Origin of the sequence: Paenibacillus glucanolyticus NBRC 15330, assembly GCF_004000885.1 — a bacterium.
GTDB lineage: Bacteria > Bacillota > Bacilli > Paenibacillales > Paenibacillaceae > Paenibacillus_AQ > Paenibacillus_AQ glucanolyticus.
In genome coordinates this window covers 215,521-227,957 of sequence record NZ_BIMC01000004.1, presented here as the reverse complement: position 1 = coordinate 227,957, position 12,437 = coordinate 215,521, and the positions used below count along the sequence as shown (strand labels likewise).

The following is a 12,437-nucleotide window of genomic DNA, read 5'->3' as shown; positions in this document are numbered from 1 at the left end:
AATATCCTTATATCCATTTCTTAAATCGATGATGCAGATGCAAGTCTTGTTCATCATTAAACCTATTTCAAAGGAGTTACACCATGCAACGTAAAAAGTGGTTTCGAATTGTTATCTATCTTATGCTGATTGCTATGATCGGATCAACGCTTCTGATTGTACTTGAGCCTTTGTTCCTTCGTTAAGGCCTTGCCACTACTCACAGCTCCCGTTTACAACCAATGAGCCTCATATGGAAATACCCGGGTGAAGTAAGGCACGATCTCCCGGGCTACTTCCTCTACTTCAAACGTATGCCCCGTACAATCCTCCAGCGAAGTTACACCAAATTCCTGTATTCCGCATGGAATGATGCCTGAGAAGCCCGCGTCGGCAATTCCGGATTTAATATTAAACGCAAACCCGTGGCTCGTCACAAATCCGCGATGCTGTCGACATTTATTAAACTTAACGCCAATTGCGCAGATTTTCGAATCCCCTACCCATACCCCGGTATATTCGGGTTTGCGCCCTGCTTCAATATGATAGGAGGCCAGGTAATCAATAATAACCTGTTCCACATCGCGAAGAAATCCGTGCAGATTCAAATTCTTCCCGCCATCCAGAAGCAGCAGCGGATATCCGACCAGCTGCCCTGGTCCATGATATGTAATATCTCCGCCACGATCAATTTCAAACAGGCCGATTCCCTGTTTCTCCAGCTCCTCTTTACTAAGCAGCAAATGCTCCGGATGGCGCTGTGAACCCATCGTATAGGTTGGAGGATGCTGAAGGAGCATCAAACTTTCGTGACGCTCCCCTTGATCAATGGCAGAAACATGCAATTTCTGAAGTTCCCAGGCCATACCATAATCTACAATTGGCGTATACGATACGTCTAACGGTTTATTCATCTGCTCACGCCTTCTTTCATAGGGTTCCGACTAACCTAATGAAAACTTTATGCCACTGACTTCATACGAAAAAAACGGCAATTTTTAGTAGAGCTTTGTATCCAAGGTATAACCTTCGAGGTTATCTTTAACACGCTGCAGGAACCTTCCGCAGATGACGCCATCCAAAATCCGATGATCCAGAGACAGACACAGATTCGCCATCGAGCGAACAGCAATCATGTCATTGATGACAACCGGCTTTTTAACGATGGATTCAAAGGTCAGAATCGCCGCCTGCGGGTAGTTGATGATCGGATACGACAGAATCGAACCGAAGGATCCCGTATTGTTTACCGTAAACGTCCCGCCCTGCATATCGTCCAGCTTAAGCTTGCCCTCGCGTGTCTTGCGTGCCAGCTCCTCGATCTCTCTTGCCAATCCGGCAATGTTCTTCTGATCGGCACGATGAATAACCGGCGTCAGCACGGAATCCTCTGTTCCGACTGCCAGTGATAGATTGATATCGCGCTTCACCACGATTTTATCCACTGCCCAGAAGGAATTCATGATCGGATAATCTTTAATTGCGTTCACAACGGCTTTGAGCAAGAAGGCCAGGTAGGTGAGATTAACTCCTTCCTTGCGCTTAAACTCGTCCTTCAGCTGATTGCGAAGCAGCACAATGTTGGTCACATCTACTTCAATCATGGTCCAGGCGTGCGGGATTTCCGTCACGCTTTGACGCATATTTCTAGCGATTGCATTGCGCATTGGAGTAACGTCAATAAAATATTCCGATCTTCCGCCCTCCATTCCTTCCACTTCGATGGTTGGAATCTTCGGCGATTCCGTCAGATGCAGCCCGGAGTGGCGCACATTCGGGATAGCCGTACCGAGCGGTGGCGACGGTTCCGACGGCGTCTGATGCTGCAGACCTTCAAATGGTGACATCGAACGATGCTGTACCGTCTCTTTCGGGGCTTGCGATGGATTGAAGGCCGCTCCTTCGGCCGCATAACTTGCGGCTGCTCCACCTTTTTCGATATAAGCCAGTACATCCTTACGCGTTATTCTTCCACCCATGCCGGAGCCCTGTACTTGCGAGAGGTCAATCCGGTGCTCTGCAGCCAGACTCTGCACCGCCGGTGAATAACGCGAGCGCATCGAATACGCTTCATTAGTACCCTCTTGGGGTTGACCCGCTGTGGAAGCACTTCGGTTGACTGCCGTATGTGACAACACCGCTGCCTCCTGAGCGGAAGCAACCGATATCCGGCAAATAACCTCACCTACATTAACGGTTTGACCTTCCTGGGCAAGAATCTCTCCCATGACGCCATCCAGCGTAGATGGAATCTCCGCATTAACCTTATCGGTAATCACTTCGCAGATCGGTTCGTACTGCTCTATGGAATCCCCCGGCTTCTTCAGCCATTTGGCAATTGTCGCGGAAACAAGGGATTCCGCCAGCTGAGGCATCGTAACATCGGTCAATTTCTGATTTTCAGACATGCTCACAACTCCCTGTTCTTAATAAAGCGCCAATTGACGCATGGATTCTTTGACTTTGTCCTTGTTAAGCATAAAGAACTTCTCCATCGGTGGACTGATTGGCATGGCCGGTACATCCGGACCACAGAGACGCATAATCGGGGCATCCAAATCGTAGAGGCAATGCTCCGCAATAATAGCGGATACTTCCCCTCCAACGCCGCCGGTCTTATTATCCTCATGCACGATCAGCACTTTGCCCGTTGTACGGGCTGCTTCGATAATCGCTTCCCGGTCAAGCGGTTGAATGGTACGCAAATCCAGGACATGGGCGCTGATGCCCTCTTCGTTCTCAAGCTCCTCGGCAGCCTGCATAACAAAATGCAGAGGCATGCTGTAGCTGATTACCGTAATGTCCGATCCTTCACGCAGCAAATTTGCTTTGCCAATCGGTACAACGTAATCATCGTCCGGAACATCGCCGGTTATTAGTTTGTAACACTTCTTATTCTCAAAGAACAGCACCGGGTCCGGGTCGCGTACAGCCGCTTTGAGCAGTCCCTTGGCATCATAAGCTGAGAATGGGGCAACAATCTTAAGTCCCGGTGTTCCAAAGAAAACGGATTCCGGACATTGGGAATGATACAATCCCCCGAATATCCCGCCGCCAATAGGTGCACGAATGACAACCGGGCAGCTCCAATCGTTATTGGAACGATAGCGGATTTTTGCCGCTTCGCTAATAATCTGATTGGTAGCCGGGAACATAAAGTCGGAATATTGCATCTCGGCAATCGGCTTCATGCCATACATCGCAGCACCAATCGCCACGCCGGCAATCGCGGATTCTGCCAGCGGCGTGTCAAGCACCCGTGCTTCCCCGAACTGGTCCATTAAACCTTTGGTTGTGGTGAATACGCCGCCTTTTACGCCAACGTCCTCACCAAGGACGAATACCGATTCGTCACGCTCCATCTCTTCCTTCATGGCCAGACGAATTGCATCTATATACTCCATTACCGCCATTCTGCTGCGCCCCCTTCATCATCGGCATATACGTGAAGAAGCGTATCTTCCGGCTTCGGAAACGGAGCCAGGTCTGCAGATTCCGTCGCTTCTTTGATCTCCAGATTCAATTGTGCGACCAGATCCTGATCGCGTGTTTCGTCCCAGAGCCCAAGGTCGATTAAATAGGTCTTAAAGCGGGCAACGCCGTCTTTTTTCCAGTTCTCTTCAACCTCTTCTTTTGTCCGGTAAGCCAGATCGTTATCCGATGTGGAATGAGGGGACAAACGGTACATCATGGATTCAATCAGCGTAGGTCCTTCCCCGCGAATCGCACGTTCGCGTGCTTCCTTCACGGCTGCGTACACTTCAAGCGCATCATTGCCGTCTACTCGAATACCAGGGAAGCCATACCCAAGAGCACGATCGCTCACCTTACCGCTAATCTGTTTATGAAGCGGCACCGAGATGGCATATTGGTTATTCTCACACATGATAATGACAGGAAGCTTGTGAACACCTGCAAAGTTGCAGCCCTCATGAAAATCGCCCTGATTGCTTGATCCTTCACCAAATGTAACAAACGATACAAAGTCCTTCTTCTGCATTTTCGCGGCAAGCGCAATACCGACCGCATGCGGAACCTGGGTTGTCACCGGGCTTGAGCCCGTCACAATCCGCAGACGCTTGCTGCCGAAGTGTCCTGGCATCTGGCGTCCCCCGCTGTTCGGATCTTCAGCCTTGGCAAATGCCGACAGCATCAATTCCCGAGGCGTCATGCCAACGGCCATTACAAATCCGTAGTCACGGTAGTATGGTAAGAAATAATCCTTCTCCCGGTCCAGTGCAAAAGCAGCAGCAACCTGGCATGCCTCCTGCCCGATACCCGATACGTGAAAATTAATTTTGCCCGCACGCTGCAGCAGCAGGTTGCGCTCATCGAACTTTCGCGCCAGTACCATATATTTGTACATGTCTAGCACTTGTCCGTCGGTCAGTCCAAGCTGCTCATGCCTATTGTTGTTCGCCGTAACCGTTTCATGTTCTTTCATGGAGATCCCTCCTTTATGTGAGCCATGACTATCAGGCTTGACCTGCCCATTTCGTTAAGAAGGGGGCATATTAGATCAAGTATTAAAACCTGGTACTAAGACTTGGCTTAATGTTATTATAATCCCTTTCTCCGCAAAAAGAAATGAGGGATTCCACAAAAGAATACACTCATCTCTACAAACCAATAGCCCGTCCATCCACCGCAAGCATCGCTTCGCCTATAATTTCCGACAAAGACGGATGGGCATGGACAGCCGTCCCCACTTCCCATGGTGTCGCATCCAGCACTTGAGCTAATGCCGCTTGACCAATCAGCTCCGTTACATGCGGACCCACCATATGCACACCCAGAATATCCTGTGTCTTCTGATCGGCAATGACTTTAACAAACCCTTCCTTCGTTCCATGGATCAGTGATTTGCCAATCGCCGAAAACGGGAATTTCCCAATCTTGATCTCATGCCCGCGTTCTCTGGCCTGCTTCTCGGTCAGACCAACGCTCGCCGCCTCATGACGGGTGTATACACAGCGAGGAATCCATTCACTGCGGAAAGTCTCCGACTTCTCGCCCGACAGATGGTTTACGGCCGCAATGCCTTCATGACTCGCCGCATGGGCAAGCTGAAGCCCCCCGATGCAATCTCCGATCGCATATATGTGAGGCTCTGTCGTCTGCATATTCGCATTCACCGTTATTACACCGTTCTCCACCCGAACATCGGTATTCTCAAGGCCAATATTCTCGGTATTGCCTACTCTTCCGACTGAGAGGAGCAGCTTGTCCGCGGATAACCTTCTTGTCTCATCGCCTTGCTCGATCGTAATGGAGACGCTATGATCCTGGATTTCGCAGCTGTCGGTCAAAAGATTAATGTTCGTGATCACCTCAACGCCTCTGGCGGAAAGCATCTTCGTAAGCGCTCGCCCGATTTCTTCATCTTCGGATGGCAGCAGATGAGCGGAGGCCTCTACTACCGTCACCTTCACGCCAAAATCGTTCAGCATGGAGGCCCATTCCACGCCGATGACGCCGCCCCCTACGATCATAATGGATGAAGGAAGCTCCTCCAGTTGAAGTGCATGATCGCTTGTCAGTATATGTATGCCGTCCGGCTCAAGGCCCGGTAAGTGACGCGGCCGCGATCCGGTCGCAATGATCAGATGGGCGGGAACCACCGTCTCCATCTCCCCATCCGGAAGCTCAACCGCCACAGCACCGCTCCGCGGGGAGAAAATCGATGGACCGATGACTCTCCCTTTTCCTTGTATGACGGTGATTTTATTTTTACGCATTAAATATTGGACGCCCTGATGCAGCTTATCCACGATGCCGTCTTTACGCTTCTGCACGTTGCCAAATGACAGCCGAATCCCGTTCGTCTCGATTCCGTAACTCTCGCTATCCTTCATTTCTGCATACAGTTCAGCACTGCGAAGCAATGCTTTGCTGGGAATACAACCGCGGTGAAGACAGGTTCCCCCCAGTTTGTCCTGTTCAATGATGACCACATTTTTGCCAAGCTGGGCAGCACGAATGGCAGCTACATAACCACCGGTTCCCCCGCCAAGAATTGCTACGTCACAAGTTATAGCCACAAACGGCACCTCCATAATAAGTCCAGTTTTCACTATCATTGTACTCTCTTTTTTTCGGATTACAAAATCCGAATCGATAATCGAAATAGACATCATCATATGAAAAAGGTATGATAAACGTTAGTTACTTACATCAGTCGCAGGAAGGAATCTCCTATGAAAATGTTAATTTCCCGCTTTATTGCCATCTTGATTTTGGTCATCCCGGGCTTCATGGCAATGAAGGGTTTCTTAATGATGAAGGATGCGGTTTTTCTATATATTTCCGTTCATGGGGATGATAGCGTGGCGAATCCCGCTTTCGGCTGGCTGCCGTTTTTAGGCGGACTTGCGCTGTTTGTCATCGGCATCAGTTTCTTGGGCGGGTGGATCCTGTTCCGGGATCGCAAACGGAATTACGTCGGCCCGAGATTCAAAAAGAAGCGTCCGGCGTCAAAATCAGGAACGCCATCCAAAAGTTAATCAAGCGATATGAAACAAACACCGGAGAGCCATCTCCGGTGTTTGTTTTTTTGATTGTTTGAACCAGCTATTCCATCAAAGCATCCTTCAGTTTGCTCGACATTCTTGTCTGTTTGGAAGTGGCCTTCAAAACGGTTTTGCGGAGATTCATGTTTTGCTTCGTTATAACTTCAAGTTCTTCATACATGGCATGAATTAACGTTGCTGCTTCCAGAGATAAGCCTCCCTGCGACTCCACCTCTTGCATACGTGCCTTCCAGGTTTCCATCTTGTCACTCATGCTTGTCTCCCTCTCAGAGCATTTCACTCTACTCATACTTGAACGATCTATCCGTTCCTATTAACGAACTATCGAACCTTCAGATCAGCAGACAATTCAGCAATCAATTTTGGCATCCATTCCTTCAACTCCCAAAACGAAAAGCCGGCAGCAGCCGCTTTGGCATGATCCATCGTCCAATCCCCCGGAATGCCGAAAGGAGACATATGCTCAGGTGCCGCCGATGTCTGAAGCGGTGCCGATCTTCCAATTTCCTGCTGAATCAAGCCCATGATTTCTCTGACTGATATTGTACCGACGGAACAAGCATTAACCGGTCCTTCAAACTGAACCTGACCTGCCCACTCCAAAAACTCGGCCGCCTCCTCAGCATGCACAAACGATATTTCCGCATCCGGATCGGGCAACCCAATAGCTTCTCCGCTGGCAGCATGCTCAATATGGAAGAGCAGTCTTCTTGTATAATCATCCGGTCCCAGGACAATCGGTAATCGAACGGCGGTGACATTCAGGTTATGTCGGCTAAACAACACGGCCTCAGCCTGACGCTTGCCTTCCTTGTAGCTGTAATCCTGGCTTGCATTCATCATGACAGGATATCTGTAAGGATCGAAGTCCTCTTCCCGCACAGGGTGATCTGCAAAATCATATACCGATAGCGTGGAGGTCAGCACATATTGTCCAACCCGTCCCGTAAAAATATCGGCTGCTTGTCCCGCTTCTTCTGGAGTATAACATATATTATCGTACACGATGTCAAAGTCCTGATTCCCCACCGCTTGCTTCAGGCTTTCCGGATCTTTGCGATCCACGGCAACTCTCTGTACAGCACCTCCAAAAGAATCCTGGTGTTGTCCCCTCGTCAAAATCGTAACGGCATCTCCGTTAGCCAGCAGCCGGTTAACAAGCCTTCTGCCAAAAAAACGAGTGCCGCCCAATACTAGAATCTTTGCCATTTATAATTCCTCCTTACCAGGAAATAAAGTTATCGCGTTTAAAATTCGGTGTATTCTTTCTTAACCAATAGTTATCGTTGTCTGTCCCTTTTTCTCCATCCGCATCGCAGACTCCTTCTTTTCTCCTATTTTATCTTTGTAACCATCTTCCCAAAAAGCAAAAACCGACCAAGCTGGCGCTCAGTCGGTTGGCTGCTGCATATACGGAGCTGCTGCTCCTGTTATACGAATTAGAATCAGGTTTAGGAGCAGAGGTTATGACCTGGATGCCAGATCACTATCCGCTCTCGGTACCCCGAAATCCGGCATTCCATCCTCTGTCCACTGGAAAATCTGCACCCGCGTATGTCGATTCGGATCGTATAAGGGGTCTCCCACAATCTCCTTATAACTTCTCGCATGGTAGACCAGGATGTCCTGCGAGCCATCCTCGGAAACGGTGAAGCTGTTATGCCCTGGCCCATATTGGCCGTTAGCTTCCGATGTAGCAAATACAGGCGATGGTGATTTCATCCACGAGTCAGGATTTAACAGGTCACTGTCCTCATCTGCCGTCAGCAGTCCCATCGCATAGTTATGGTCGGTGGCGCTTGCCGAGTAGGTTATGTAAATACGTCCGTTGCGCTTAAGCACAGCGGCCCCCTCGTTTACGAGATATCCGATCTTCTCCCATTCGTACTCGGGAATCGATATACAGACCTGCTCGCCTGTCAGCGTCCATGCGTTTTCCATCAATGAAATGTACAGATTGGAGTTGCCTGGAATAGCAGGATCCTTCTGAGCCCACACATAATACCGGTTTCCTCTATGCTCAAACGTTGTTGCATCCAAGGCAAACGACTCCCACCGGGTAATCACTTGGCCTTTCTCCACCCATTCCCCATCCAGCGGGTTTGCCGCCTCGTTCTCCAGCACAAACATACGATGATCAAACAACCCGTCCCTTGTTTCTGAAGTATGGGCAGCTGCATAATAGACATACCATTTGCCGTCGATGTAATGCAGCTCAGGAGCCCATATGTTGGCACTCATCAGGCCTGATTCATGCTTGCGCCAGATCGTCGCCTCTTGTGAATCCACGAGCCCTTGTATCGTTGTCGAGCGCCGTAGCACAATGCGGTCGTATTCCGGGACGGAACCGGTAAAATAATAATAACCATCGACATGTTTATAGATCCATGGATCTGCCCGCTGCTCGATCAGGGGATTTTTTATATATAATTCAGACATGGTGACGACTCCTATACCTTATTATTTTATTTGTATTCTATCTAACCCTTGATACCGGCGTTTAAGTTAATAGACTGCACAAAGTATTTCTGGGCAAACAGGAACAACAGCAGCGTCGGAATGATCGCTAGAATGGCAGAGCCCATTAATTGGCCGATCATGCGATAATTGCCGTATATGTCCTGCAGCAGCAATAGACCTGCGGTGACCGGCATTTTCTCCACATCCGTATATACGATGACAGGCCAGAGAAAATCATTCCAGGACCCTGTGAAGGAAAACAACCCGCACACAATCAATACCGGCTTCATAAGCGGCAAGATGATAGAGTAATAGATTTTAAAATCTCCCGCACCATCAACACGAGCCGATTCATCCAGATCCTTGGGAACGCCCATCATAAATTGCCGAACCAGAAAAATGTTACCCATGCCCGCCAACCCCGGAATAATCATCGCCCATGACGTGTTCACCCAGCCCAGCGCATCGATGATTTTGTAAGACGGGATGAGATTAACCACGCCAGGAAAAAAGGAGATACCCAGCAAAGTAAAGAACAATGCATCTCTGCCTTTAAACTTCATGCGTGAATATCCATAACCAGTAAGTGAAATGACCACAATCACCAGCAGTGTATGCAGGGTTGCAATGAACACCGAGTTCATCAGCCAGCGTAAAATAGGGGCCGTCGACGTGTTCTGCAGAATGGTAACATAATTATCGAAAATCCAGTTGACGGGCAGCAATCTGAAACCGCTGGACACCACTTCAGCTTGCGAGCGAAAAGACGTGGTAATACCAAAAATGACGGGAATTGCCCATATGATACACAGCACAATCAGAAATGTGTAAGCTATATATTTTGAGATGCTTATATGAGATGCAGCCTTCTTCGGACCGGATGGACCAAGCCTTGGATTCTTCATATCGGTTTCATTTAATACCGGGTTCGACATTGCACAGTACACCTACCTTTATCGTTTCCGTTGCTTGCAAGCATGACTCGCCATCTATGAAGCGTTTCGGTTCATGACATAGTATTGAAGAGCTGAGATCACAAGTATGACTAATCCCAGCAGCACTGCCATTGCGGAAGCCATACCAGCAATCGATTCTCCATGACCGAAAGCCAGCTGCCGAATGTACATCATCAATACCGTTGTGCTCTGCCTTGGTCCCCCGTCCGTCATCATGAGCGGTTGACCGAATACGTTGAAGGCTCCGGCCGTTGTCATAACAAAGGTATAGATCAGCGGAAAACGAATCGACGGCAGCGTAATGCTCGAAAACCTGCGGACCGGTCCTGCTCCGTCCATTTCTGCTGATTCGTACAAATCCTTGGATACGCCGCTTATGGAGGCGCGGTAGATAATCATGTTTCCACCCACGCCGCCCCATATCGTAATGACAATGATAATGAGCCAAGCGTAGGGTTGATTTGCCGCCCAGACGGTTTCCGAACCGAAGATATTATTGGTGATTCCAAGCTGCTTATTAAATATTAATGACCAAATAAGTGCCGCCGCGGAAATCGAGATGAGTCCGGGTATATAGAGAATGGACTGGATGACATTTTTCATTTTCACTTTTTTATGCTCAAGTGAAACAGCAATCATTAAAGGGATGATAATTAATACAGGCACGCTCAGCACAACGAAAATCAGCGTGTTTTTCAGACCATTCATAAACTGGCTATAGAACGTGGACTCCGTGTTGAACAGAATTGTTTTATAGTTGGCAAGCCCAACCCACACGGGATCATTGATCAAATTCCATTGCGTAAACGATGCATATATCCCGTAAATGGTCGGCAGCAGGATAAATACGATAAATAAAATCAGATGGGGACCTACAAAGAAAAAAGGCGTCAACGACTTCTTATTCATACCCTTTCATGTCTCCTTTGGAGAAGAAATGTGTCTTGGATCCAACGACACGTTTCTTTTTTTCAATCGGTTCGGTTCAGATTCCCTGCCTGTTATTTCGCGCCGCTATTGCCCTCGGCTATTTTATCCTCTACAAACTTTTGCATTGTCACCAAAGTTTCGTCGATATCGACATTTCCTCTTACGATATCCCCTGCATAGGTATCTACGGCTTCTGCCACATACGGATAGTATTCATAGGTGTAGATGTACAACGATTCGATCTCCTTATCGTTAGAAGTGAAGAACGACTGGATGTAGCTGTCGTAATCAGGGCTCTCAATGACTTGTTTACTGGCCACGATCTGTCCCGCCTTTGCCCACTCTATGGAGTGTTCCCGTATGAATTCGAGGAACTGGCCGATGGCTTGTTCTTTTTCATCCGTTCTCTTCTCGTTCTTCAGCATGGAGAATAAGTGTGAGGAGGCACGGTTCGTGAATGTATCTGCACTGGTCGAATAGATGTTGGTTACGCCAAAATCCAATCCTTCCACGCTGGCATGTGCCGTCGAACTCCATGTGCCGTCTGTAGAAAATAAAACGTTTCCAGCTTGGAACATCAAGTATCCGTCTTCGCCGAACGGAGTCATTAACCCCGCATCCGATATCTTCTTAATCTCGGTCAGGGCCTGCTTCATGGCTTCTGTGTTTACGGCCGGCTTGCCGTCTTGCTCGATACCGCCGCCCAGATTCTGAATCTGAGCCAACACAACCCAGCCTAACAATGCATCGTTGACCACATAGTCGCCTTCATCTAACTTTCCTTGCAGGGATAATATTTCATCAATGGTAACGACATCGTCATCGAGAAAACTTTCGACATTGTATTTTTTGAGCAGGTTCTTGTTGTAATACATCGCATTGCTATGAATATCGAGAGGCACAGTATATTGGGTACCCTCCACATTTCCGGTTGCCCAGGCTTGTGGCAAATAATTGTCTTCTTTCAGTTCTGGTTGCGCTTGCATAACCGTTGTCATGGGTTCAAGTACGCCTTGCTTCACAAAGCTCGGCACCCGGTCGGCATGAATAATGGACAAATCCGGTACGCCCTTGCCGGAGTTCAGAACCGTGGATATCTTGGTATACATATCCGAAGTAATCACATGTTTCACTTTATACTCGGGATTTGTTGCATTATAGTCCTTTACGAGCTGATCCATGTAAGCTCCGTCATCACCTGTCAAAGGCGTCCAGAAGGTGATGGTGTTTTTGTCTCCGTTTCCACATCCCCCTAGAACTGCTACGGCTAACCATACAAGTATCAGTGAAACCCCCATTTTTTTCTTCAACAAACTCTCCTCCTATTACTAATCATTTGGTTAATCATTCACCTGTCAGGGAAATGGAAACGATTAACTTTGGTTCAGTATACACTCGCTCTGAAAGCGGTGTCAATAACTTAAATATAAATCTAATATAATAATTTTATATTTAATTAACTATTATGTTAATCATATACTCGAAATTTTGTTTCTATAAAAGAGGTGATTTATATACAGGTTAACCTTGCCTATGGTATGATGCTTATTAGTTAATGATCTTTGTTCATCTTGGTTCATGA

General features: G+C 48.1%; 13 protein-coding genes. 2 read left to right on the top strand and 11 right to left on the bottom strand.

What is annotated here, in order from left to right:
* Positions 1-83 precede the first annotated feature (83 nt).
* Complete coding sequence (gene prli42 / locus PGL02S_RS09065; RefSeq protein WP_006209398.1) at positions 84-185, top strand: stressosome-associated protein Prli42; 102 nt, start codon at positions 84-86, stop codon at positions 183-185.
* 27 nt (positions 186-212) lie between these two features.
* Here the strand turns inward: prli42 and lipB are convergent, their stop codons facing one another.
* From lipB to lpdA, 5 genes are all read right to left on the bottom strand, one after another.
* Complete coding sequence (lipB, locus tag PGL02S_RS09060; protein WP_036636785.1) at positions 213-893, bottom strand: lipoyl(octanoyl) transferase LipB; 681 nt, start codon at positions 891-893, stop codon at positions 213-215.
* An 84-nt stretch (positions 894-977) separates the two neighbouring features.
* A complete protein-coding gene (locus tag PGL02S_RS09055) occupies positions 978-2,387 on the bottom strand; it encodes a dihydrolipoamide acetyltransferase family protein (RefSeq protein WP_036636783.1) in 1,410 nt (469 codons plus the stop codon).
* Between the two features lie 18 nt (positions 2,388-2,405).
* Positions 2,406-3,392, bottom strand: coding sequence for an alpha-ketoacid dehydrogenase subunit beta (locus tag PGL02S_RS09050; RefSeq protein ID WP_006209395.1), 987 nt, complete (start codon positions 3,390-3,392; stop codon positions 2,406-2,408).
* Positions 3,383-4,423: a thiamine pyrophosphate-dependent dehydrogenase E1 component subunit alpha gene (locus PGL02S_RS09045; protein ID WP_006209394.1), complete on the bottom strand. Its 1,041-nt coding sequence runs from the start codon at positions 4,421-4,423 to the stop codon at positions 3,383-3,385. The genes PGL02S_RS09050 and PGL02S_RS09045 overlap by 10 nt, the downstream gene beginning before the upstream one ends.
* Before the next feature lie 175 nt (positions 4,424-4,598).
* Positions 4,599-6,020, bottom strand: a complete 1,422-nt coding sequence (gene lpdA, locus PGL02S_RS09040) for a dihydrolipoyl dehydrogenase (RefSeq protein ID WP_006209393.1) — start codon at positions 6,018-6,020, stop codon at positions 4,599-4,601.
* A gap of 156 nt (positions 6,021-6,176) precedes the next feature.
* Between lpdA and PGL02S_RS09035 the strand changes: the two genes are divergently transcribed.
* The gene (locus tag PGL02S_RS09035) at positions 6,177-6,482 is read left to right on the top strand and encodes a DUF2627 domain-containing protein (protein ID WP_036636781.1); all 306 of its coding nucleotides are present in this window, start codon (positions 6,177-6,179) and stop codon (positions 6,480-6,482) included.
* 67 nt (positions 6,483-6,549) lie between these two features.
* Here PGL02S_RS09035 and PGL02S_RS09030 read toward each other — a convergent pair whose 3' ends face one another.
* From PGL02S_RS09030 to PGL02S_RS09005, 6 genes are all read right to left on the bottom strand, one after another.
* Positions 6,550-6,762: a hypothetical protein gene (locus tag PGL02S_RS09030; RefSeq protein ID WP_036636779.1), complete on the bottom strand. Its 213-nt coding sequence runs from the start codon at positions 6,760-6,762 to the stop codon at positions 6,550-6,552.
* A gap of 68 nt (positions 6,763-6,830) precedes the next feature.
* Positions 6,831-7,718: an NAD-dependent epimerase/dehydratase family protein gene (locus tag PGL02S_RS09025; protein ID WP_036636778.1), complete on the bottom strand. Its 888-nt coding sequence runs from the start codon at positions 7,716-7,718 to the stop codon at positions 6,831-6,833.
* 255 nt (positions 7,719-7,973) lie between these two features.
* A complete protein-coding gene (locus PGL02S_RS09020) occupies positions 7,974-8,948 on the bottom strand; it encodes a glycoside hydrolase family 43 protein (RefSeq protein ID WP_036636777.1) in 975 nt (324 codons plus the stop codon).
* A 41-nt stretch (positions 8,949-8,989) separates the two neighbouring features.
* On the bottom strand, positions 8,990-9,904 hold the full coding sequence (locus PGL02S_RS09015) for a carbohydrate ABC transporter permease (protein ID WP_006209388.1): 915 nt from the start codon (positions 9,902-9,904) through the stop codon (positions 8,990-8,992).
* A gap of 54 nt (positions 9,905-9,958) precedes the next feature.
* Positions 9,959-10,834 carry a carbohydrate ABC transporter permease gene (locus PGL02S_RS09010; protein WP_006209387.1) on the bottom strand — a complete coding sequence of 292 codons (876 nt, stop codon included), beginning with the start codon at positions 10,832-10,834 and terminating at the stop codon, positions 9,959-9,961.
* Between the two features lie 92 nt (positions 10,835-10,926).
* Positions 10,927-12,168, bottom strand: a complete 1,242-nt coding sequence (locus PGL02S_RS09005) for an extracellular solute-binding protein (protein WP_036636775.1) — start codon at positions 12,166-12,168, stop codon at positions 10,927-10,929.
* Positions 12,169-12,437: the final 269 nt, after the last annotated feature.

Bases quoted from the DNA above. Each gene is read 5' to 3' on its own strand.
- prli42 (WP_006209398.1), top strand. From the start codon at position 84: ATGCAACGTAAAAAGTGGTTTCGAATTGTTATCTATCTTATGCTGATT.
- lipB (WP_036636785.1), bottom strand. From the start codon at position 893: ATGAATAAACCGTTAGACGTATCGTATACGCCAATTGTAGATTATGGT.
- PGL02S_RS09055 (WP_036636783.1), bottom strand. From the start codon at position 2,387: ATGTCTGAAAATCAGAAATTGACCGATGTTACGATGCCTCAGCTGGCG.
- PGL02S_RS09050 (WP_006209395.1), bottom strand. From the start codon at position 3,392: ATGGCGGTAATGGAGTATATAGATGCAATTCGTCTGGCCATGAAGGAA.
- PGL02S_RS09045 (WP_006209394.1), bottom strand. From the start codon at position 4,423: ATGAAAGAACATGAAACGGTTACGGCGAACAACAATAGGCATGAGCAG.
- PGL02S_RS09035 (WP_036636781.1), top strand. From the start codon at position 6,177: ATGAAAATGTTAATTTCCCGCTTTATTGCCATCTTGATTTTGGTCATC.
- PGL02S_RS09030 (WP_036636779.1), bottom strand. From the start codon at position 6,762: ATGAGTGACAAGATGGAAACCTGGAAGGCACGTATGCAAGAGGTGGAG.
- PGL02S_RS09025 (WP_036636778.1), bottom strand. From the start codon at position 7,718: ATGGCAAAGATTCTAGTATTGGGCGGCACTCGTTTTTTTGGCAGAAGG.
- PGL02S_RS09020 (WP_036636777.1), bottom strand. From the start codon at position 8,948: ATGTCTGAATTATATATAAAAAATCCCCTGATCGAGCAGCGGGCAGAT.
- PGL02S_RS09015 (WP_006209388.1), bottom strand. From the start codon at position 9,904: ATGTCGAACCCGGTATTAAATGAAACCGATATGAAGAATCCAAGGCTT.
- PGL02S_RS09010 (WP_006209387.1), bottom strand. From the start codon at position 10,834: ATGAATAAGAAGTCGTTGACGCCTTTTTTCTTTGTAGGTCCCCATCTG.